The 23,257-nt window shown below is 57.0% G+C and carries 20 protein-coding genes; 11 read left to right on the top strand and 9 right to left on the bottom strand.

Features of this window, described 5'->3' with window-relative positions; all coding sequences use genetic code 11:
• The 7 genes from EN943_RS07325 to EN943_RS07355 all read right to left on the bottom strand — a co-directional run.
• The coding region (locus tag EN943_RS07325) for a pyridoxal phosphate-dependent aminotransferase (RefSeq protein WP_164778113.1) at positions 1–1,083 on the bottom strand (1,083 nt) is incomplete at its 3' end.
• Positions 1,084–1,121: 38 nt separating this feature from the next.
• Positions 1,122–2,636, bottom strand: a complete 1,515-nt coding sequence (locus EN943_RS07330; protein WP_127412103.1) for an aldehyde dehydrogenase family protein — start codon at positions 2,634–2,636, stop codon at positions 1,122–1,124.
• A gap of 374 nt (positions 2,637–3,010) precedes the next feature.
• Complete coding sequence (locus tag EN943_RS07335; RefSeq protein WP_127412104.1) at positions 3,011–4,486, bottom strand: NAD-dependent succinate-semialdehyde dehydrogenase; 1,476 nt, start codon at positions 4,484–4,486, stop codon at positions 3,011–3,013.
• Between the two features lie 292 nt (positions 4,487–4,778).
• Positions 4,779–5,537, bottom strand: a complete 759-nt coding sequence (locus tag EN943_RS07340) for an amino acid ABC transporter ATP-binding protein (RefSeq protein WP_031206014.1) — start codon at positions 5,535–5,537, stop codon at positions 4,779–4,781.
• A 17-nt stretch (positions 5,538–5,554) separates the two neighbouring features.
• On the bottom strand, positions 5,555–6,337 hold the full coding sequence (locus EN943_RS07345) for a transporter substrate-binding domain-containing protein (RefSeq protein WP_127412105.1): 783 nt from the start codon (positions 6,335–6,337) through the stop codon (positions 5,555–5,557).
• Positions 6,338–6,407: 70 nt separating this feature from the next.
• Entirely contained in the window at positions 6,408–7,094 is a 687-nt protein-coding gene (locus EN943_RS07350) for an ABC transporter permease subunit (RefSeq protein WP_127412106.1), read from the bottom strand.
• The gene (locus EN943_RS07355; RefSeq protein WP_127412107.1) at positions 7,091–7,774 is read right to left on the bottom strand and encodes an ABC transporter permease subunit; all 684 of its coding nucleotides are present in this window, start codon (positions 7,772–7,774) and stop codon (positions 7,091–7,093) included. The genes EN943_RS07350 and EN943_RS07355 overlap by 4 nt, the downstream gene beginning before the upstream one ends.
• A gap of 476 nt (positions 7,775–8,250) precedes the next feature.
• Between EN943_RS07355 and argE the strand changes: the two genes are divergently transcribed.
• Positions 8,251–9,408, top strand: a complete 1,158-nt coding sequence (argE, locus tag EN943_RS07360; protein ID WP_164778114.1) for an acetylornithine deacetylase — start codon at positions 8,251–8,253, stop codon at positions 9,406–9,408.
• 6 nt (positions 9,409–9,414) lie between these two features.
• On the opposite strand, the gene EN943_RS07365 is transcribed toward argE, so the two are convergent.
• Positions 9,415–10,347 (bottom strand): LysR family transcriptional regulator, encoded by a 933-nt coding sequence (locus tag EN943_RS07365; RefSeq protein ID WP_127412109.1) that lies wholly within the window; start codon positions 10,345–10,347, stop codon positions 9,415–9,417.
• 60 nt (positions 10,348–10,407) lie between these two features.
• Here EN943_RS07365 and EN943_RS07370 point away from each other — a divergent pair, with 60 nt between their 5' ends.
• From EN943_RS07370 to EN943_RS07415, 10 genes are all read left to right on the top strand, one after another.
• Complete coding sequence (locus tag EN943_RS07370) at positions 10,408–11,499, top strand: ABC transporter substrate-binding protein (RefSeq protein WP_127412110.1); 1,092 nt, start codon at positions 10,408–10,410, stop codon at positions 11,497–11,499.
• Between the two features lie 37 nt (positions 11,500–11,536).
• Positions 11,537–12,379 carry an ABC transporter permease gene (locus EN943_RS07375; RefSeq protein WP_245475630.1) on the top strand — a complete coding sequence of 281 codons (843 nt, stop codon included), beginning with the start codon at positions 11,537–11,539 and terminating at the stop codon, positions 12,377–12,379.
• Positions 12,380–12,387: 8 nt separating this feature from the next.
• Positions 12,388–13,143 carry an ABC transporter ATP-binding protein gene (locus EN943_RS07380; RefSeq protein WP_127412112.1) on the top strand — a complete coding sequence of 252 codons (756 nt, stop codon included), beginning with the start codon at positions 12,388–12,390 and terminating at the stop codon, positions 13,141–13,143.
• Positions 13,144–13,200: 57 nt separating this feature from the next.
• Positions 13,201–14,163 (top strand): agmatinase, encoded by a 963-nt coding sequence (locus EN943_RS07385; RefSeq protein WP_127412113.1) that lies wholly within the window; start codon positions 13,201–13,203, stop codon positions 14,161–14,163.
• Between the two features lie 35 nt (positions 14,164–14,198).
• A complete protein-coding gene (locus EN943_RS07390) occupies positions 14,199–14,573 on the top strand; it encodes a nuclear transport factor 2 family protein (protein ID WP_127412114.1) in 375 nt (124 codons plus the stop codon).
• Between the two features lie 21 nt (positions 14,574–14,594).
• Positions 14,595–15,884 carry an aspartate aminotransferase family protein gene (locus EN943_RS07395; RefSeq protein WP_127412115.1) on the top strand — a complete coding sequence of 430 codons (1,290 nt, stop codon included), beginning with the start codon at positions 14,595–14,597 and terminating at the stop codon, positions 15,882–15,884.
• A 171-nt stretch (positions 15,885–16,055) separates the two neighbouring features.
• A complete protein-coding gene (locus EN943_RS07400; RefSeq protein ID WP_127412116.1) occupies positions 16,056–16,730 on the top strand; it encodes a GntR family transcriptional regulator in 675 nt (224 codons plus the stop codon).
• 117 nt (positions 16,731–16,847) lie between these two features.
• A complete protein-coding gene (locus EN943_RS07405; protein ID WP_127412117.1) occupies positions 16,848–18,044 on the top strand; it encodes a M20/M25/M40 family metallo-hydrolase in 1,197 nt (398 codons plus the stop codon).
• Between the two features lies 1 nt (position 18,045).
• Positions 18,046–19,692: a 5-guanidino-2-oxopentanoate decarboxylase gene (locus tag EN943_RS07410; protein ID WP_127412118.1), complete on the top strand. Its 1,647-nt coding sequence runs from the start codon at positions 18,046–18,048 to the stop codon at positions 19,690–19,692.
• Positions 19,689–21,047, top strand: a complete 1,359-nt coding sequence (locus tag EN943_RS07415) for an FAD-binding oxidoreductase (protein WP_127412119.1) — start codon at positions 19,689–19,691, stop codon at positions 21,045–21,047. The genes EN943_RS07410 and EN943_RS07415 overlap by 4 nt, the downstream gene beginning before the upstream one ends.
• A gap of 233 nt (positions 21,048–21,280) precedes the next feature.
• On the opposite strand, the gene EN943_RS07420 is transcribed toward EN943_RS07415, so the two are convergent.
• Positions 21,281–22,438, bottom strand: a complete 1,158-nt coding sequence (locus tag EN943_RS07420) for an alpha-hydroxy acid oxidase (RefSeq protein WP_127412120.1) — start codon at positions 22,436–22,438, stop codon at positions 21,281–21,283.
• Positions 22,439–23,257: the final 819 nt, after the last annotated feature.

Genomic DNA, 23,257 nt, shown 5'->3' on the forward strand with positions numbered 1-23,257 from the left:
TTCCGTGGAGTAGAGATGCTCGGCAAACTCCGTGCCGGGCAAACCGGTTGCACTGACGTCGACGAAACAGAACATCCCGCCACCCGGCCTAGAGAATTTCAACTGGGGAATCTCGGCGAGCCTGGCACACATCAGATCGCGCTTGCGCTTCAGTTCGCTTGAGAAAAAACGCATATCTTCGTCACCTGCCTCATCGAGAGCCACCGCTGCGGCATCCTGAATAAAAGTCGGCGAACCGAAGAGCATGCATTGCGCAAGATTTTCTAAATGAACCGAAGCCGAGACCGGCCCGAGCGTCCAACCCAGCCTCCAGCCCGTCATTGCATGAGACTTGGACAGGCTGTTCACAATTATCGTCCGCTCCGTCATGCCGGGAATAGACGCTATTGAGAGGAACTCACCGTCGAAGACAGCGCTGCGGTAGACCTCGTCGCTGATGATCCATAGATTGTGCCGTTCGGCAAATGTCGCTACGGTTTCGAGATCTTCCCTGCCAAACACATAACCGCCAGGATTGTTTGGGGAGTTCAGCAAGATCGCCCGCGTTCGATCTCCTGCTGCCGCACGGAGACTATCCTCGGATATTTTTTGTCGTGCATTTTGCAGCGATAATTTGACGGGTCGGGCCTCTGCTCCGCCGGCGCGTATTGCCGCTTCGTATGTGGCGTACCAGGGCTCGAGGCAGAGCACCTCGTCGCCAGCTCCGGCAACGGTCATCAAAGCGGCGAAAAGAGCATTTTGCGCTCCGCCGAATACAACGGTTTGTTCTGCACGCCAATCTCGGCCATCGAACCGCTTTTGCGCGGCAGCAATGTTGCGACGAAGGGCGTGCGTGCCCGGAACCGGAGCGTAGTGCGTCCGACCGCCTCGAATGTTTTGAATCGCAGCTTCAGCTATCCTCGTCGGCGTGTCGAACGAGGTGTCACCAAGGCAGAGGCTGACAACATCTTCGCCTCGATCTACGGCATCCGCCGCCGCGTCCGCGATTGCCCAGCCCGCGGCTCCTTCACTGGCGATGGCCCTAGTGTGTTCCGAAAACCGTGGCAGTTCCCGATCGGTGCTAATGCGCCGAAACGTTTCCATCGTTGTCTCCTCCTTGGAGCGCTGTGAAAGGTTGCGCATCAACTTCCGAGTTGAAGGTAGATGCTTTTTGTTGTCAGGAATCCGTCGAGTTGTTCCGGTCCCATGTCCTTGCCAAAGCCCGAAGCTCCTACGCCACCGAATGGCATGGTCGGATCCAGGAGCCCGTGTGCATTGATGTAGATGTTCCCGGCTTTGAGGCGCCGGGACAGCTGCACTGTTTCGTCGACATTGTCCGAGTAGACAGCGGCAGCTAGGCCATAAATGCTCGCGTTAGCCCTTTCCACCGCCTCATCAAGGCTTCTAAATCGTGCGACGCCGAGAACGGCGCCAAAGATTTCTTCGCGGAAAATTCGCATTTCTTCGGTGCATTCCTCGAAGATCGTCGGACGAAGAATGTCGTCCTCGCGGCCGGTTCCGCCTGGCCCTTCACCTGTGACTAGCGATGCGCCTTCGAGATACGCACTCTTGATATGCTCTAGGACGCGGCCCCTATGCGCCGCCGAGATGAGTGGCGTGATCTTGGAATTTGGGTCCAAACCAGGACCGATTGTCAGACTCTCTGCACCAGCCTTCAACTTCTCGATCAATTCACCGTGGACTTCGGCCTGGCAATAGACGCGCGATCCCGCGTCGCAGACCTGGCCGGAATTCATGAAAATCCCTGATAAAATAGCGCCCGCTGCGTTATCCAGGTTCGCTTTGTTCGTCACGATAACAGGCGACTTGCCTCCCAGCTCAAGCGTTAGCCGTTTCATCGTATCGAGCGCGGTTTTCCCAACCGCCGTGCCCACGGCTGTTGAACCGGTGAACGATAGTTTGTCGATACCCGGGTGGGCGGCCAACGCCTGGCCGATAATATGGCCAAGCCCGTTGACGACGTTGATAACGCCGTCAGGAAAACCAACCTTGGTCGCGAGCTGGGCGACCCTCATTGCCGAGAGAGGCGTGAGCTCCGACGGTTTGCATACGACCGTGCATCCGCAAACAAGCGCGGCCGCAAGTTTCCAGGAGAGAATCTGCAAGGGGAAATTCCACGGGATGATTGCCGCGACTACCCCGACCGGTTCCTTGATAGTGTAGGTTAGCGTCTCACCCGGCAGGGAGACTGCGGTAGCAGTCCTTCCATCCAGCTTGCTCGTCCAGCCGGCAAAGTACTCAAAATTTGCGATCGAGCCGAAAACATCGATCGACCTCGCGTCTGAAATCGCTTTCCCAACGTTGATGGTTTCCAGATGGGCCAGGAAATCTGCATCGGCGTCCATCGCATCGGCCAACCGCAAAACGAGCCGCTGTCTTTCCAGCGGCGACATTCTGCCCCAATGACCGTTGAGAGCCTTGCGGGACGACCGCACTGCGCGATCGACAATTTCCGCACTTCCGCTTGCCAGACCCGTCAATCTTTGACGGGTGAACGGTTCGATGATGTCGATGGCTTCCGCAGCTGAATCAACTTCCCTTCCGTCAATGAAGTGGCCTATCGGACGGCCGACGAAGGAAATGACCTCGTCGGGGACCGAGAAACGTTTGAAGTAGCTGCTAATGTCCTCGTTCATACTTCTGCTCTATCTGCCCCATCATGGGTGACGAAGGGCGTCTGCCGGTAACGATGATCCTGAAGATCCCGGCGCGTCGAAATCATCAAAGTTTGGCAGTTCGGCTGGAAGCCACTCCCTTCAGCCCGCCTCGTGCCGTTCTGATCTTCGGCGGAGGCCCTGCTTTCGCCGCCTCGCTACTTAGGCGACCGAGGCTCGCTGGTTCCTGTTTAGATAACCGGAGAAAATTCGAAACCACGGTGGCCCAAACCGACGTTTGATGATTGCAAACGTCGAAGCTTAGGCGTCGGCCCACTGCCGCCATGAGTGCCGATAGACAGATAATCTGGCAAGCTGCGCCCATTGCGCGATGCTTCCCAACCCTCGATCAACGCTTACGAAACGCTCAAGCAGATGTACTTGATGTTGATGTAGTCGTCGGCCCCATATTTCGAGCCCTCCCGCCCCATCCCCGATTGCTTAACGCCGCCAAATGGAGCGACCTCAGTAGAGATAAGACCTGTGTTGATACCGACCATCCCAGTTTCAAGATCTTCGGCAACGCGGAATATGCGGGCGACATCCCGCGAATAGAAATAGCCTGCCAGACCGAACTCAGTATTGTTTGCCATTGCCACGACCTCCTCCTCCGTCTCAAACGAGAATAGAGGGGCAAGGGGACCGAAGGTTTCCTCCGTCGCCACCTTCATCTTGGAGGTGACACCGAGCAGCACGGTCGGCGCGAAAAACTGCTTGCCTTGTTCACCGCTTGTCCCGCCTGTCGCTATCTGCGCGCCGTGCGACAGCGCGTCCTGCAAATGCTCTTTGACCTTCTTGACAGCGTTTTCATCAATCAGAGGGCCGACTTGGGTCCCTTCGGCAAAGCCATTGCCGACCTTCAGGTCGCGTACCCGGCTTGCGAGTTTCGACGCGAACTCCTGGTAGACTCCCGACTGCACATAGATGCGATTTGCGCAGACGCAGGTCTGGCCCGCATTGCGGAATTTGGCAACGATCGACCCTTCGACGGCCGCCTCGATATCGGCGTCGTTGAAAACGATGAACGGCGCATTGCCACCAAGTTCAAGGCTGAGCTTCTTGATCTGATCTGCACCCTGCCTCATGAGGATCCGCCCGACATTCGTCGAGCCTGTAAACGAGATCTTTCGAACTTTGTCGTTTGCGCAGAACACCGACCCAACCATAGCTGAGTTGGTTGATGTGACGATGTTCAGCACGCCCTCGGGGAAACCGGCCCTCTCCGCAAGTACCCCAAGGGCGAGCGCAGACAATGGTGTCTGCGCGGCCGGCTTGGCGACCATCGAACATCCCACCGCCAAGGCGGGCGCGAGTTTCCGGGCGAGCATCGCGCTCGGGAAGTTCCAGGGCGTAATTGCACCAACCACACCAACCGGACTCTTCAGCACAAAAATGCGCTTGTCAGCCTGATGGCCGGGAATGACATCGCCGTAAATCCGTTTTGCTTCCTCAGCGAACCACTCGATGTAGGACGCCCCATAGAGAATTTCCGTCCGGGCTTCCTGCAGGGGCTTGCCCATTTCAGCTGTCAAAATGAGTGCAAGATCTTCGACATTTTGAACGACGAGGTCATACAGCTTTCGAAGGTACGATCCGCGTTCCTTTCCCGTCAGCTTCGCCCATTTCTTCTGCGCTTTGTGAGCAGCATCGATTGCTTCCTGGAGTTCCAATTCGCCGAGATCTGGGATTGATAGGATGTGTTCGCCGGTGGCGGGGTCAGTCACGGGGAAGATGGATCCTTCGCTCGCTCCAACCCAGCGCCCGCCCACAAGCGCTTTGTTGGCCAGCAGAGTGCCGTCTTTCAATTTGGATGCAACGCCGGACCTGATCATTTGGCTCCTCATCGTGCCGGTGGTTTTACAAGGGGACCGGCCCTGGCTTTGGCCGCGCTCGCTCCATCGGCCGAGGGCAGCAAGGACATGTAGACTGACTGGCGAGCGCTGCGGCGACATTCGCTACAGAACCCACAGATGACGCGACTAACCTGCCGTCTCGGGAATATCGTGGAGAAAATCTGGATTTGGCCTGAATTGACGGCGCCACGCGATAACTGAACCAAGATCAGTCATAAGCTTCATTGTATTTGCTTTCGTATGCCAACCATGAAGGTACAGCGACTGACACCTATCCTCTTGTCGTGGCTTCTACAAAAGAACGCACCCTGGTATTTTGGGACGTGGTGAAGAAGCAGTCGGGCGGCGCAACCTCGACGATCTCCCCCTTGTCCATAAAGACGATCTGGTCAGCGATCTGCCTCGCAAACCGCATCTCGTGCGTGACGATCATCATCGACATCCCTTCGTCGGCAAGACCCAGCATGACGTCGAGCACTTCGTTGACCAGTTCCGGATCGAGCGCAGAAGTCGGCTCGTCGAAGAGCATGACGGCGGGCTGCATCGTCAAAGCGCGGGCGATTGCCACGCGTTGCTGCTGACCTCCCGACAACTGGGACGGATACTTATCCTTCAGTTGATCCACGCGCACCTTTCTCAGCTGCGACATAGCAATCTCTTTCGCAGCAGCCCGAGTCATCTTCTTCACGCGCCGCGGGGCAAGGGTAAGGTTTTCCATGACGGTAAGATGCGGGAAAAGATTGAATTGCTGGAAAACCATTCCGACGTCGCCGGCGAGTTGCCTTGCGTTCGCACAGTCCATGTCGAGATCATGACCCGCCACCCTGATCGAGCCTGCGGATCGTCGCTCAAGACCGACGATGCAGCGTACAAGGGTCGACTTGCCCGATCCCGACGGACCGCAGACGACGAACCGCTTTCCGGCAGGCATCTGCAAGCTAATTGCTGTCAAAACCGGGTGTAGGCCAAATTGCTTGGACACTCCGGCGACATCGATCGCCGGAGTGTTTGTGTGTCGGCCAAAGTCCATGTCCTTGCTCCGAATACTCATGGGTTCTTCGGAGAGATATCCATGCCGAAATACTTCTGGCTCAATGTTTTGAAGTCACCGGAGTCCTGTACTGCCTTCAGACCTGCAGCAAGCGCGGATGCCGCAGCCTTATCGTTCTGACGAATTCCAATGCCTGGCCCGATGCCGAAGTGCTTCGTGTCCGACAGCGCAGGCCCGATAAACTCAAACCCCTTTCCTTCAGGCTTCTTCAAAAATCCCTCAGAGAGGGCGATTGCGTTGTCGAGGACGAGTTCGACGCGGTCGGCCGACAAGTCAAGAAGGGCATTGTCCAGGCTGGGATAGCTCGTGATTTTCGCTGTCGTCCCGGCGACGTCGCGAACGTAGCTCTCGCTGATCGTTCCCGACGCCACACCGATGGTTCTACCCTTGAGTCCGGCGGGGGTAATATCGGCAGGCGATCCAGATTTGCCGATGAAGCGCGGCGGATCGACGTAATAGGGTCCAACGAACGAGATGACTTTCTTCCGCTCGTCGGTGATGTTCATCGAGGCGATAATCGCATCGATCTTCTTTGCCTTGAGTGCCGGAATCAAGCCGTCGAACGCGATAGCGGTAAATGTGCAATTGAGCTTGGCCGCCTTGCAGATCGCATAACCGAGATCGACTTCGAACCCTTGCGGCTGGCCATTCGCATCGACAAAATTGAAGGGGGGAAAGGCCCCCTCCGTTCCGATTTTCAGGTCTTGCTGTGCGTAAGCCGAGTTGACCGAGCAGACAGCCATAAAGACGGCCGCCGTCATAAGGCGCTTCCAATTCATTTGTTCCTCCTAGGGGTATCGACCGGATTTATTGTCGACAGTCGCCAATCTATTGATGCGCGGGCTTCTGTCAATGGCTGCTCGGCAGATGCCGCCGAAACCGACGGTCGAGGACATTCCAGCTCAACCTGAGCACCTCGACGCAGCAGATGTAGATAAGCCCTGCCCAAAGATATGGGCTTAATTCGAAACTCCTCGCATAGACCAATCTGGCGGCGCCCATCAGATCATAGACGGCGACGATGGAAGCGACCGCGCTCGCCTTGACAAGAAGGACAAGCTCGTTGCCGAGCGGTCTCACTGCGACGACCATCGCTTGTGGAATCAAAATGTCGAGAAACGTGTTGCGGCGGGACAGACCGAGGGTCTGTGCCGCCTCGACTTGTCCGCGCGCTACCATGTTTATGGCCCCGCGGTAAATCTGGGCCTGATAGGCTGCGGTGTTCAGCGAAAACGTCAAGATCGTGCAAAAGAATGGGTCTGCGAAGAGCCACCAGAGGCCGACATCCTCCAGGGCTACGCGGAACTGACCGCTTCCGTAGTAAACCAGGAAAAGCTGCGCAAGCAGAGGCGTACCGCGGAAGAAGAGCAGGTAAAAACTTGCCATGTAACGTATGAATGTACGACCACTGAGAAGCGCCAGTGTCAGCGGGATTGCGGCGAGGAACCCCAGCAAGGCTGATATTGCCACGATCTTTAGGGTGACGGCAAAACCGGCCAGAAGTTGAGGGATAAAGTCGGGCAGGAACAAATTCAAGACACGCTCCTGGCATATCCGCGAGAGAGCCGTGTCTCAAGAACGCCCGCGGTACGTTCGGAGACCGTGGTCAACAGGAGATAGATGATGCAGGCAGCCCCGTAGAACTCGAAGGGTTGCTTCGTGCTCGATACCGCCAGGCTGGTCGTCCGCATTAGGTCGTTGAGTGCGATGATCGAGACCAACGATGTATCTTTCAACAATACGATCCACGTATTCGACAGACCTGGCATCGCAGCCCGCAGCATCTGCGGCGCGATGACATCCTTGAACGTCTGAAAGCGATTGAGGCCGATCACCTGAGCGGCCTCGGCCTGGCCGCTCGCAATGGAGTTTAAAGCCGACCGGAAGACTTCCGCGGAGAAGGCTCCGAAAACGAGAGCCAAAGAGAATACGCCCGCTGCAAACGGGCTGATCTCGCCAAATCCGTCGATCCCGATTTCGTCAGCGAACTGATTGAGCAGTTCCTGTGCTCCGTAGTAGATCACGATCAGCGTGAGAAGCTCCGGCAAGCCGCGGAACACTGTCGAGTAGACCGCCGCAACGACACGCAGGCAAAGCTTTTCCGACCTCGATGCCAAGGCCAGCACCAATCCAAACAACAGCCCGACCGGAAGCGTCGCGAGCGCCAGTCCGACGGTGAGAATCGTTCCCGAAGCAATCTGCCCAGCCCAGTTCAATCTGAAACCTCATCTGCTGCCTTGCCAGGTGGGTATGGCAAATCACTGTCTACTGTCGACAACTTTTTTTAATCTGTAATACCAAGGATTTTCGTTAGGGGGGTAATTTGTCATAGCACCACGCAATCCTTGGCGCTCAGACAGGCTTCAAACCGTTGTTTGAAGGTTTGAAATCATCTGCAGTACGGATGGCTTCTATTACGACCCCAAAGGTGGGAGACAATCTCAAGGGAACAGCGGGCCTATATACCGAAGTAGACCCGTCAGAAGCCTCAAAAGTCGAAGTGACACAAATGTTTAGGCCAATTCGGGGTTCGCTTGAAGGGCCTCACTCGCTCGGTTAAATGATAGGTATTCGCTTTCGGCATACATGGCGACCAACGGCATCCTCCCATTTGCCGGCGGACGGCGACGGCGACTTTAACCCTCGGGTCAAGTCGCCGTCGCAGCCAGTGGAACCAGGGGTCGACCGAAATATGCTCACCACAGACTCTATCGAAATCCTGTCTAAGCTGGTGGGATTTAAGTCCCTATCAGGCCAATCCAACCACGACATTGCGGACTATGTCGAAACGTTCGCTAAGTCCTTGGGGGCAGCCATCCAAAGGTTCCCCTCATCCGATGGCACCAGGACCAGTCTACTTGTGACTTTGGGACCAATGGTTCCGGGCGGCATTGTCCTGTCGGGCCATATGGACGTCGTTCCCGCGGGGAACCAGTCCTGGACGTCCGACCCATTCGCGTTGCGAGAGGCGGATGGGCGCCTCTATGGGCGCGGGGCGGTGGACATGAAAGGTTTCCTCGCCCTTGCCCTATCGCTTGCCGCGACGATTCCCATCGCCGAGCTCACGAAACCGCTCCATCTTGCGTTTTCTTATGATGAAGAGATTTCCTGCGAAGGTGTAAAACCGATCGTCTGCCATATCGAGAAGTCCGTCCCGAAGCCTCTCGCCGTCATCGTGGGCGAACCCACGGAACTGCAGGTCGTCGGTGCGCATAAGGGCGCGCTCGATTGGACGGTCGAAGTTCTCGGCAAAGCGGCCCACTCAAGTCTGCCGCACCTGGGCGCGAACGCCATTCATGCGGCCGCTCGCCTGGTTTGCGAGGTGGAGCAGATTGCCAGGGAGTTTGAGAAACAGCTCTCGCCAAATTCCGGGCTATACGACGTGCCGCATCCCACTGTCACCGTGGGAGTCATCGAAGGAGGCACCGCTGGAAATGTTATTGCCGCTCGGTGCAGCTTCCAGATGGAGGCCAGGACACTGGAGCCGGGGCAGGCTACAACTATCTTTGAACGGATTTCAAACCTTGCACGGGATGTAGTGCTTCCTGGGCTGCGCGCGACAGCCCCCGGCTCTGAGATCAAGATCACCGAGCGTTTCGATATTCCGCCACTTGTCAGAGAAGCCTCCAGTGCTGCGGAACAGCTCGTAAGCCGCTTCAGTTCGTCGTCGAATGTGAAAGCCGTGTCATATGCGACCGAGGCAGGCTTCTTCCAAGCGGCGGGGCTTCCAACAGTTGTCTTTGGGCCGGGGAGCATATCCCAGGCCCATCAGGTCGACGAGTTTATCGACAAAACGCAATTCAAGGCGGGAGGCAGAGTGCTGGCGCAGATCGTCCAAACCCTCTTCTGACGTGGCTCAATTCGTTTCCTGGCTTGCCAGGTCTCTCGACTCGCTAAGGAGATCATCACGAAACGTCGAGACGAGGATAGAGGGAGCGTTGCTCTCCCGAGACACGATGTACACCGGCCAATTCACACTAAATCGTTCCGGATTGATTTTTCGCAGCATGCCTAGGTCCACCCATGCAGCAGCGAACTGATCCGGAAGATAACCGATATGGAGCCCCGTCAATATGAATTGGAGGGTCGATTCGACATGCATCGAAACAACCGTTGAGTTCCAATTGGTTTCGACCATTTCCTGCTGCTGAGTAACAAAACCTCGTCTGACGAAATCTACCTGACGCAAGTCATCATCAGCCAGCGTGCCTTCGGAGCGGCCGAAAAGCTGATGCTTCGAACTACAGTAAAGCGTGATCCTTTCGGTGTAGGCCTGCTCGTACTTCAAGCCATTCAACGGGCTGCGGCTTCCAGTAAGACCAAGATCGCAACGACCGTCATAGACCCCCCGCTCGACTTCGTTGGACGGCACCACATTCATGGTTATTTCAACACCATTCGAGCGCTCGCGAAATCGCCGAAGCGCGCCTACCAAGGGGTTCAGCGGATCGCTGGCAATGTTCTCCATCTGCCATATCGTCAGTTCGCCCATGAGTTGCCCCTTGGACCCGGCCACCGTCGTTCTGAAACTGTTGATCTCGCTAAAGAGCCGGAGGGTGGCCTCGTACACGACCTGTCCCTGTGGCGTCAGAGAGAACCCACTAGGACCGCGAACGCAAAGCTTCAGTCCGAAGCGCGTCTCCAAGTCGGATATGTGGATTGAGATCGTTGATCGGCCCAAGCCGAGCGTTTCCTCGGCGGCCGCGAAACCATTGCACTCGGTCACCGCCTTAAAGACCCGAAGAAGCCGGATGTCGACCTTGTCCAGGGGTGGGATTTCAAAACGCATATTCCGCCTTTCGACCGTGCATCCGCCGTTTCAGGATAAATCCCACACAGACTTCATAAGGTGGTGCAAGCCCATAAATCACAGTTATCGCGAGAGGACCATTTCGCATTGACTAGGTCAGATTTATGTGAGACGAAACATTGTCGACAGATGACAGTCGCCAAACAATGGGGAACGTCAATGAAACTCCTTAAAAAGCTCGCTCTTGCGGGTACAATCGCAATCACAATGTCTTCAACCTGGAACGTCGCTGACGCGGCGGAAAAGATTTCGGTCGCGCACTCGACCTGGATTGGTTACGGCGCGCTCTACATCGCCAAGGAAAAGGGCTTCTTCGAAAAGGCAGGACTGGATGTAAACCTGCAGATCATCGAGGCATCATCAGACGCCATCGCCGCAATGCAGGGCGGTCAGATCAATATCGTCGCCTCGACCATGGACAACTTCGCACTGTTCACCGGCAATGGAGCTGACCTAGAGGTTCTGACCGCACTCGACGAGTCGGCCGGCGGCGACGGAATTGTCGCGAAGAAGGAGATAGCGACCGTCGCCGACCTGAAGGGCAAATCAGTCGGTGTTCAGAAGGGCTCGGTCTCGCAGTTCCTTCTCGCGCAGGCGCTCAACAAGGCCGGATTGAAGCTAGAAGACGTCCATGTCATCGACATGAAGTCCGGTGACGCCGGCGCAGCCTTCGTTGCCGGCAGCGTCGATGCCGCCGTGACGTGGCAGCCGTGGCTTTCAAAGGCCGCAGCCACCGACTTCGGCAAAATTCTGGCCGACACCAGCACGATGCCCGGCCTGATCGTCGACGCGCTCGCCGCGAAGTCAGACTATGCCAACCAGCACAAGACGGAGATGAAGGCTTTCGTCGACGCCTACTTCGAAGGCATCGCTTTCATGGGGAAGAACCCAGCAGAGGCGCATGAGATCATTGCTCGAAATCTGAAAATGAGCACCGAGACACTCGAGGGCACGCTGAAGGACGTTCGCTTCTTCAGCAAAGAGGACAACGTGGCGTTCTTCTCCGGTGATCGCAGCGCGGCGTTTGCACTCGTGTCCCAGGCGGGCGAGTTCTATCAGAAAATCGGCGTGCTGCGCGCGACGCCGGACGCGGCAAAGGTCGTCGGCATCGCCGGCGAGCTGGCAAAGTGAGCTTGCAGGGACGATGCGGACTTCCCAAGCGCTTCCAATGAAAAGCGAACTCAAAACGGCGGGCGTCTCTGAGAGACGCCCAGGCTTCCTCACCAAGGTGCGGACATATTTGAGACCCAGGGCAAACCTGCCTGCTGGCGAACGGATGACGATTTCCGTCGTCGGCGTACTGGGCTTCTTTCTGCTGTGGTTGCTTGTCACCGAGGCCGGTTGGATTCAACCCTTCTTTCTTCCCAGCCCCATCGCAGTCGCCAGTCGTCTGGCCAACATGGTCGTGAGCGGTAGCTATTTGGACGACGTGTGGGCGAGCTCTTACCGTGTATTCGGCGGATTTTTTATCGCGGCGGTAGTGGCCGTGCCGATCGGCATCCTCATCGGGAATTTCCCGTTCTTCCGTTCGCTTCTCGAGCCTTTGCTCAGCACCGCGCGCTATTTGCCTGCAACGGCCTTCGTGCCACTGATGATCATCTGGCTTGGGATCAACGAATCCCAGAAAATCTCGATCGTCTTCATGGGTACGTTCTTCCCGCTCGCCCTGTTCATCTCGAGCATTTCGGAAGGCGTCTCAAGTGACCTTATGAACAGTGCCTACTCGCTTGGAGCGAGTTCGCGACAGGTGTTTTTCAAGGTTTTGCTGCCCGCCTGCATCCCAGCAATCGTGGACGCACTCCGCATTACCGCAGGTATCGCCTGGACCTATGTCATCGTCGCGGAACTCGTCGGAGCAGACAAGGGAATGGGGATCGCCATCCTGCAATCCCAGCGCTTTCTTCTGACTGATCAGGTCATCGCCGGCATCGTGGCCGTCGGCATCCTGGGCGTCTTAACCGACCTCACATTCCGCTATGCGCACCGCAAGCTTTTTCCCTACATGTATTGAGGACCACCATGACACGTGTTCTTGTCGACAACGTCAGCGTGGAATTCACCCGGCATCGCGAAGCTCCGCAGATAGCGCTGACGAATACCAATCTGGAAATCGAGCAAGGCGAGTTCGTCTGCCTTCTCGGACCGTCCGGATGCGGAAAATCAACTTTGCTCAACGTCGTGGGCGGGCTGGTGGAAGCTTCGACAGGGTCAATCAAGGTCGATGGACGATCCGTTGCCCAACCAGGCCCGGATCGCGGAATGGTCTTCCAGAACTATTCACTCTATCCATGGCTTACGGTGAGGCAGAACATCGAGTTCGGCCCGAAACTGAATCGCTGGCCGAAGGCCAAGGTCTTTCAAATCGCCAATGAACTCATTGAGATTGTGGGTCTCAAGGAATATGCGGAGCAGTTTCCGAAAGTCCTATCGGGCGGCATGAAGCAACGCGTGGCGATCGCCCGCGCTCTGGCGATGGAGCCTAGCGTTCTGTTGATGGATGAGCCGTTCGGGGCGCTCGACGCCCAGACACGTTCTCGGATGCAGGAACTGTTGCTCGATATTTGGTCTCGCAAACGGACCACCGTGATCTTCGTGACCCATGATATCGAGGAAGCCGTCTATCTTGCGGACCGCGTACTGGTCATGAGCGCGCGCCCCGGCAGGATCATCGAAGACTTCAGAATTGAGCTGCCGAGGCCCCGCGTCCCCGACATCGTCGCGAGCGAGGAATTCACCCGTTACCGCAAACACATGCTCCACCTCCTGAGGCATTGACGCATTGATCTGAATTTGCGGCCGCTTGACCCTAATGGCCGACAAGAAAGGAATGAAATGTCGAACGAATTCAATCCCGTTGATTCATCCGTAACCCCGCGATACGCCGAGATCGCGACGTTCATGCGTGCCGCCCGATCCGAGATTTCGCCCTCCATCGACATCGCCCTGGTCGGCGTTCCACTGGATCTCGGTGCGACGTACCGGTCCGGTGCGAGACAGGGACCGGCGGGCGTTCGCGAAGCCTCGCGCCTGATCCGACAGGTAAACCCGACCACCGGAGTCGCGCCATACCGCATTGCTAACATTGCCGACATTGGCGACGCGCCGACCCATCCCCTCAGCGTCGAGAAGAGCGTTGAGCGCATCGAGGATTTCTTCAAGAGCGTCCATGAAGCCGGGGCCGTTCCGATCTCAGTGGGCGGAGACCACACCGTCCCGCTTCCAATTCTCAGGGCGATTGCGAAGAACGGCCCGGTCGGCTTGGTCCAGATCGACTCGCATTCCGATACCTTCGACGAATTCATGGGAACGAAGTACAACCACGCCACCTTCGTCCGTCGAGCAGTCGAAGAAGGCCTTCTCGACCCCAAGCGGATCGTCCAGATCGGTCTGCGAGGCACCCGCTACGGCGACGACGACATTGTCTACGGTGGTCAGGTCGGCATCCGTATGATCACGATGGACGAGTACGAGACGATGGGGCGCGCAGCGGTGATCGAGGAGATCAAACGCGTAGTCGGCGCCGGCCGGACTTACTTCTCGATCGATATCGACGGTCTGGACCCGAAAGACGCACCCGGCACGGGTGTCCCAGAGCCAGGCGGCATCATGATGCGGGACGCCCAAATGATCCTGCGGTCGCTCAATGGCATCGATTTGATCGGCGGTGACATCTGTGAAGTCGTGCCATCGCTCGATCCGACCGGGATAACCTGCATCAACGCCGCGAACCTGATGTTCGAGCTCACGTGCCTGGCGGCGGTCGCTCACCAGAACCGCACGACGAAACAGGCTTGATCGGCCCGAATAGAACAAACGCAAGGGAGGACATAATGTCAGGCCAAGCCGCGTTGCGCGAGCTCGCAAACAAGTACTTCGACGCGCTGTATTTCGGAAAGGCGGACCTCTTCGCTGAGGTGTTTCATCCCGCAGCGATGCTCTACTGCTTCACCGAAGCGGAACCCGTAATCATTGGCGTCGACAAGTACCTAGCGATCGTGCGGGGCCGTGTTTCACCGGCTTCCCGCAACGATCCGAGGCGAGACGAGGTCGTTGCGATCGAGATCGCCAGTCCCACGACAGCTCATCTTCGGGTCAAGGAGATTTTCATTCCGAAGAACTTCGTGGACGAACTGACCTGCGTCAAAACCGCCGCCGGATGGAAGATCGTCTCGAAGGTTTGGCACTTCACTTTGGATGCGCAGTGACTGCGAGAACGGAATCGTAAAATGACAACCGAAAACCAGAAGGCACTTCACACAAGTGCCGAAATTTTCGACGCCTTCATCGAGCGGTCCTGGCGGTCAAATGCTGAGCGGCAGAAGGCGAAAGGCGCTGAATTTGTCATCGGCAAACGCGAAGGCGTTTACATGTGGGACATCGAGGGCAAGCGGCGTTTGATCGACTGCGGCACTGGCGGCGGCGTGCACGCGTTGGGGCATCGCCATCCGGAGATTTTGGCTGCGCTGCGGCAGGCGCTCGACGACGGCCGCGACACCGGGCTTTGGTCAGTACCAAATGCCAAATATTTGGAACTCCAGGACAAGCTGGCGACGCTCGCGCCCAAGGCCCATCTGAATCGAAGCGTGATTACTCTTTGCTCCACTCTTTCGGTCGATCTGGCAACCATGTTCGCGTTCCGCGTTACCAAGCGCCAGAAGATGCTTGCCTACAGGCATGGATATCACGGCCACACAGGATTCGCGGCGATTGTCACGGGCTCGCCCGAAGAAGGGATCATCGACCACTATAATCTTCCTTCGCATTCGAACTTTCTCGAGCGGTTCGGCGATATCGAGGAACTCGACCGTCTTCTTACCTCCGAGATCGCGGCCTTCATCATCGAGCCGATGGACTACGAGACCTTCGAGGCGGCTTCCAACGACTTCTTCACCCAGGCTTCCCGCCTTTGCAAAGAGCGCGGAGTCCTGTTCATCGTGGATGAAACACGCGCGGGTCTGGGTCGATCGGGGACACTGTGGGCTTCAGAGCAGTATGACATCGATCCGGACATGATGATCACCGGGAAGGGCTTGTCGGGCGGCCTGTACCCAGCGAGTGCGGTGTTGATGCGGGCGGAGATTTATGAGCAGTGCATGAATCAGCATCGGTTCGCGTACATCTCTAGCCTCGGCGGCAACGAGATCAGCTGTATTGTCGCCGCGAAGGTGCTCGACGTCGCCTCGAGTCCAGCTTTGTTGGAGAACGTCCGCAAAGTCGGAGCGTACCTCCACAACGGCTTCCAAGCGCTCTGCTCGAAACATTCCGATGTTCTCAAGGGCGTCACATCCTTCGGGCTCGCCGTCTCGGTTCAAGTTGCCAACCGGGATGTCGGGCGTGAACTCTACAGAGAGATCCTCGCCGATGGCGTCTTATGCCACAGCGTCGCGGAAATCGATCCACCCGGTCTGAAGTTCTTTCCTCCGCTGGTGCTTACCGAAATGGAAGCCGATATCATCGTTGATGCACTTGACCGTGCCGCCTCTTTGTCGTGCAAATCTGTGAAACCTGCTGCCTAATCCGCCCAACGTCCCCGGCGAAAAGCCGGGGACGTTCTTCACATTTGAAAACGGAGCGGATCCGTGTCGTTGCACGGTTTCGTATTCTTTTTTCGCAAGTTCCGCTAAGTTGCCTGCGCTGATCTTGGACCGAATTCGGTAGGTTGCGCCAACCATGAAGAAAGGCCCGCCATGGGTGTCGTGAAACAAGATGAAACCAACGGTTTGGTGATCCAGCGTAATTCGGTTGCTGACCAGGTCTACTTCGACCTCCGTGCCAAACTTCTTTCCGGACAGATCGCCCAGGGGGAGCGCATCGTCGAAGCGAGCATCGCCAAATCTCTCGGCATCAGCCGCGCGCCGATCCGCGAAGCCGTCAATCGCCTGACCGAAGCCGGGCTTCTTGAGAGCCGCACCCATTACGGGACCTCGGTTATCCAGATGGGTGAGGAGAAAATTCGCGAGTTGTATGTCGTGAGGAATGCCATCGAGGCATTAGCGATCAGGGCGGTGGCCGAGCGACATACCGTCGAAGACGTCAAGAAGCTGCGCAAGCTCATCAAAACGATGTCGAATTTTGCGAAGAATGGCGATTTGCCTGGCTTGGTCGACGCAGAACTTGAATTCCACGAAGCTCTCTGGCGGATGGCCAAGAACCCGTACATCGAAAAGGTCGCCGGGCTTCTGTTCGACCATCTTCGCCTCGCGCTAACTATCGATAATGCAGGTTACAAGAATCTCATGGACGTTGCTCAGGAGCATGAGCCTCTCGTGCAAGCGATCGAAAGCGGCGATCCAGACAAGGCCGCCGCAGCGCTCGCTGAGCACATAATGACATCACTGGATGCCTTTGCTTCCACGAAATAGCTCAACGCGGCCGGACGGCAGCATCACGAGACTCGGCACCAAATTTCCCATCAATCCCGACATCAGGCCATTCACAAAGGTCAGAAATGTCGACAGTAGACAGAAGAGTACTTCATCATGTTCAGAAATTCAGTTGGTGCGGCTATTGACGAAGCGATCGACGCTCCTGCGCTTATCGCGGCTTGCCAGGAGGTGGTACGCATCGAGAGCCTCACGGGCCAAGAGGCGAATGTCGCGAAATTCGTTGCCGAAAAGATGATCGAGCTTTCCTTTGACGACGTAAAAATCGATGCGAACGGAAATGTTATCGGGACGGTATTCGGTGATGGAACCGGGCCATCCGTGATGATCAACGGCCACATCGATCACGTCCCGGTTGGCGCCATGCAGAATCCGTTCTCCGGTGAACTTGTGGACGCCGCCCGTTGGGGCGAAAGCGGTCAGGCCATTTTCGGCCGTGGATCGTGTGACATGAAGTGTAACGTTATCTCGGCCATCTATGCGGTGGGTGCCCTGCGGCGCAGCGGGCTAAAGCCGGGCGGCGATGTGATCGTTGTCGCCGACGTGGAGGAAGAGACGGACTCTCCCAAGGGTGTGAAGGCTGTTATCGAAAGCGGAATTCGCGCGGACTATGGAATCTCGGTGGAATCAACGAGGGGGCAAGTCTATCTCGGTCACCGCGGCAAGCTGGAGTTCGAGGTCTGCTTCCATGGGCGAACCTCCCATGCGTCGGAGCCGTCGAACGGCGTCAATGCGATCTATCTTTCGACGGCGTTCATCGGTGCTTTGGAGCAATACGCTTCTACGCTGCCGGAAGACGAGCTTCTTGGCCCTGCCACGGTAGTCGTGACCGGCATGCATTCCTTCCCGGACAATGGCACCGCCGTCGTACCGGACCTCGTGAAGATGAGGGTCGACCGTCGCTACATCAGGGGAGAGGATGAAGAGAGCTGCCTGTCGGAAATCCGTCAAATACTAAAGTCCGCATACGGAGAAACCGAGGGGGGCAAGTGGAGCGCGGAAGTCACCAATCATTACCCGTTGATGTTCACCCCACAAACCAGCCTGGTGGCCCAAGCTGCCATCGTCGCCGCACTCGACGTCGACGACGCCGCCCCGGCAATCTCGGCCTGGCGTTTCGGTGTGAACGGCACGTTCATGAACGCGGCCGGCATCCCCACGATCGGTCTCGGCCCCGGCGATGAGAAGTGGGCTCACACACCTGAGGAGCACGTCGGGACCGCCGACCTCGTCAATTCCACGCGCAAGATTGCCAGGGCGGTCATGGCTCTGACCAAAAGCGGGGAGGCCTGATATGGGTGACAAAAGGGAAATCGTCGAGACGACCGTGGCCGATGCCATTCTTCGTCTCATGGAATCCTATGGGATCGACACGATCTTCTCCATTCCTGGGGTGCACACCGTCGACTTCTATAAATCCCTTCCCGAACGGCGGATCAGGCACGTGACGCCTCGGCACGAGCAGGGCGGAGCGTTCATGGCATACGGCTACGCCTTCGCGACCGGCCGACCGGCCGCGTGCATGCTCATAACCGGGCCCGGTGTGCTCAACGCTGCTACAGGTATTGCCGAAGCCTATTCGGACTCCATTCCGGTGTTCGTGATCGCCACGAACAACTTGCGCGGAGAAATCGGTGTTGGCCGCGGCGCCCTGCACGAGACCAAGTCGCAGTCCGCTGTCCAGGAGCAGATTGCTGCTTTCACCCATTCCTTGCTCGAGCCTTCAAACATCGAGGAGGTTTTCCACCGGGCCATGTCGTCAATGGAGGTGTCGCGTCCGCGGCCAGCCTTGATCGAAGTTCCGAGAGACCTCCTCAGTTCGAAGGTAGCGGTGCCCGGCGAGCAAGCGCTCCAACTGTATAGACCCGGGCCCCACCCGGATGTGATCAGCCGAGTCTCCTCGATGCTAATGGGCGCCAAGCGCCCCATCATGATCGTCGGCGGAGGAGCTCGCAGCGCGAACCGAGAAGTCCTGGCGCTCGCGGAGCAACTTGGCATTCCCGTGGTGACGACGAATACCGGTAAGGGAATCCTGCCGGAAACCCATCCCCTTTCCCTTGGCTCAAGTCTTCCTTTCCCTCCGATGCACCGCGCGATCGAGGATGCCGACGTCGTGCTGGCAGTGGGGACGGAACTCAGTGAGACGGACCTGCTCTACACCTGCAAGAGTTACCGGATAAATGGTGCGTTGATCAGGATCGATATCGATCCGCGACAGTTGACCATGAACTATCTCCCGCGCATCGCAATGCTCTCCGATGCGAAGGTCGCGCTCCAGGCGATAGTCGAAGGGTGCGGCGATGCCGACGCTAATCAGAGAGAAATCGCTCAGCGACGGGTCGCCGACATCAGGTCGGCAGTGGGAAAAGACTCCGGTTGGTCCGCGGAGTCCCACAAGCACAAGCCGATCCTGAGGGCCATAGCGGCAGCGCTTGATCCGAATGCCGTCATCTGCGCCGATTCCACTCAACTTGCATACACAGGTAATCACTTCTTCCCATCGAAAGAGCCCGGCACATGGCTGTTCCCGAACGGCTACGGCACGCTCGGAAGCGCCCTCCCCGCCGCCATCGGAGCGAAGATCGGCTGCCCGGATCGTCAGGTGGTGGCGATCGTCGGCGACGGCAGCTTCCTCTACACGATCGAAGAACTCACCTCGGCAGTTGAGAATGAAGTCAGCCTTCCGATCATTCTCTGGAACAACCGAGCATATGGCGAAATCCGAGATGCAATGATTGCGTCGGACATCCCCACGGTGGGCGTGGATCTCTACACGCCCGACTTCCAGATGATTGCGATGGGCTTCGGATGCCATGCCGTTCAAATTGAATCGCTCGAACAACTCAGCCGTGAGCTCAAGGAAGCTTTCAAGAGAAACAGACCGACACTGCTCCAGATAGACAACGACGCGGCAATGTTTTCAGGCGCTGGCGTGACATGAACAGCGAGACCCTTGAGGCTAGCCTGCGGCAAGTCGTGGGCGGGTCGAATGTCATTGCCGGGCCTCAAGATGGCCCGGCGCTTGTCGTCAGACCCGGGACCACCGAGGCAGTGGCGGAGTGCCTGAAGCTCTTTCATGAGCACCAGGCTCCAGTGGTCACGCTGGGGGGGCTCACCGGACTCGTGCATGGTACCCACACGCCATCGCACTACTTCGGAATTTCCACCGAGAGGCTAAACAAGATCGAGAGCTTCGACCCGAGCACGCGCCTGCTTGTGGTGGGGGCGGGAACGAAGTTGGAGGCGGTCCATGATTTCGCTGCGGAGCACGAACTGCGGTATGGCGTCGATCTTGGCGCTCGAGGCAGTTGCACCATCGGTGGAAACATCGCCACGAACGCGGGGGGGAATTCCGTCATCCGCTTTGGCATGACACGATCCAATGTTGTCGGCCTTGAAGTGGTCCTTTCCGACGGGTCGATCCTTACCGATCTAAGGGGCTTACCCAAGAACAACGCCGGCTACGATCTAAAACAGATGTTCATCGGCTCCGAAGGAACGCTAGGGGTCGTGACCAAGGCTTTGCTGAAGCTCGGCCCGCGCCCGGCCGGCACGGCGAGTGTTCTGTTGGCACTCAACCACCTCAACAGCGCGCTCACGGTGATGGAAGCGTTAGAAAGAGGCTGCGGCCATTCTTTGCTGGCCTTGGAGATTATGTGGAACCGCTATTTCGAGAAAGTGAGCACCGCACTGTCGGAAGAAACACCTCCGCTTCCATCGGGCCATCCCGTTTATCTTCTCGCCCAGGTCGAGGGCATGGATAGTGGCGAACAAGCAGTCGACAGTTTGGTCGGAGCTTTGGAGGGAATCGACGACATTATCGATAGCGCGCTGGCGACGACACCTGTCCAGGAGAGCCGTCTCTGGTCCATCCGTGATGGGTCCGATGTCATCGAGCGAGCCCATAAACATGTGCTTTCGTTTGACGTCAGCATGCGACCACATAACTATGCGGCTTACATCGCAGACGTCGAGGCGCGCCTCAAAGCCCGAATATCAGACGCCGTCGCCTACTATTTCGGGCATCTCGCGGACGGCAATATTCACTTCATGATAGGACACGACGGGTCCTCGTCCGATGCGACACGCATTATCGAGGAATGCGTATACGACGCCTTGGCGTACTACGAACCGTCTTCGATTTCTGCAGAACATGGGATCGGCCGAGAGAAGGCCGCGCATCTTTGGCGATCACGGTCCACTGTCGAAATCGCAGCGATGAACCGCATCCGCGTTGCACTCGATCCTGCAGGAATTCTAAATCCTCATATATCGTATGAACCCAGAATCTTTTGATGCTCAACACGCATCAGTTCGTTAAGGGGAGCAACGGTGCGCGCTACAGCCTGATATTTTCCCCGGCACAACGTGCGGACTTCATATTTTGGATCTGTCGCTCTCTATCTGCATTCCCCGTCATGAGGCAATGAATGTCGAGCAGCCTGGATGCCGTAACAGGTCGTGACGAAGTGATGATCGTGAGTCACCGCGCCCAACGAGTATTTATGGCTCTGCTATTTACCTCCTGTTCAGCTCGCGGCGATCATATCCTGATTGACGTCGGCGATCGTTTGGCAGCCGCTCATGTCCATTGTCCGAGCGAGTTCTTCCTTAAGTATTCTCATCATTGCAATAGCTCCGGCCTTTCCGCCGGCGGCAGTGCCATACAGCATGCTACGTCCCAGCAGGACCGCCTTCGCCCCACTAGCCAGAAGCTTGAAGACATCGCTGCCGCGCTGAACCGAGCTGTCGGCCAGCACTGTCATTGCCGGGCCAACGCAGTCGACTATTCCGCGGAGTACGTCGATTGGCGCAATCGCGCTGTCCAGATTACGTCCGCCGTGGTTCGATACGACGATGCCGTCGGCGCCGACGCGTTTGGCTTCGAGCGCGTCCTCTTGCCGGAGGAGGCCTTTGATCACCATGGTCCCTTTCCAGCGGTCGCGAATTCTGCCCATGTGGTCCCAACTTAGATTTGGCATAAAATCCAAGGGGTCTCCCCGGTCTCTCCTGAGTAGATTCTTCCGGTATTGATCAGGATAGTTTGCGAAAGTGGGCACCCCTTCCGTCACGACATAGCGCCCAAAAACGCCGAGAGCCCAGCGCGGATGCATGGCAACATCAAAAACATTGCGAAGCGCAAATCGGAGAGGAACATCAAAACCGTTTCTAACGTTGAACTCCCGGTTCGGCAGAACGGGAGTATCCACGGTGACGACAATCGTTCGAACGCCTGAACTCCAGGCTTTGTCCATCAGTTCGAACGAGATTTCTTCTTTGTCCCACAGGTAGAGTTGAAACCATATCGGCACTGAGGTTGCACGAGCGACGGCCGCAATCGAAGTTATCGCCTCCGTCGCAGCTGTGAACGGAATGCCAAACTCCGCCGCAGCCTTGGCGAGTTCCACCTCACCATTGAAGTAGACCAATCCTGCGAAAGCCGTCGGCGTGACCACCAGTGGAGCGCAATATTCGTGACCGAAGAGCGAAATCGTCGTCGATCTGTTTGATCCGCTTCGTAAGGCATACGGTTTGATCTTGATCCGATCGAAAGCAGCTCTGTTTCCAGCCAGCGCCCGCTCGTCTTCGGCTCCCCGATCAATGTATTCGAAGATCCCTCGCGGCAGGCGACGTTTTGCAATTTCTCGCGCCTCTGCAAAATTAAGGAAACCGACTTGATCCGTCACGCTTCACCCCCAATTTCCGCTTCTCGACAATGGCCAGTTTTGTAGATCAGGCGTCGAGACGACACGGCGACTCAGTGCGGATTGCAAATACAACTGGGTCTGCCAGGACTTTGCCAAACTTAGTCGCCGTTGCCTTCGACGACCACGGCCGCCAGGTGACGGCTGCATCGACAGTGCCCGCGACAGATGCGGTGCCCGCATCGCCCGACTTTCTGTCGATTGCGTGACGTCCTTCAGGGCAAGGCCGCCTCATCGACAGCCTGGCGGAGAGAACTGGAAAGCGGAGCCCTCTCGGACTCCGATTTCCAGTTCTTTTCACTAGATCAAGCCTGGGCTGAGTCAGCATTGTCACGCTGATCATTTACAGGTCGACAGGCCAAGATATTGACCCCATTCGCGCTTGGCAGGATCGTCGGGAATGCAGCCATATTTCACATATGTCATGTGCGATGGGACGGATTCCGTTGATGAAACGAGGACCAACACCAATGCAAACGCCGCACAAACAGACCCCGCGAGGACCACATACCAAAGACTGTTCGGAAACCACCGAGAACCGGACATGCTTATATTTCCTTCTGATCCCCCGGTTGTGGAATCTTGGCCGCGATTGAGATCACCATCATCGTGGGATCGGCCCCGCTGAAACGCTTCAGAACTGTGGAACTCATGCCAATGATGTCGACCACAAAGAAAAGCTTGGATGTCAAACTTAACGGGGGCAGCTCGAAGATAATGCCTGAATCGTCTGTTCAAACGCACACCCATGTGTCTCAAGTGGTCTACGCTCGCCTTAAATTCCATAAAGTAATTTGTGTA

This window comes from Mesorhizobium sp. M7A.F.Ca.US.006.01.1.1 (genome assembly GCF_003997935.1).
GTDB lineage: Bacteria > Pseudomonadota > Alphaproteobacteria > Rhizobiales > Rhizobiaceae > Mesorhizobium.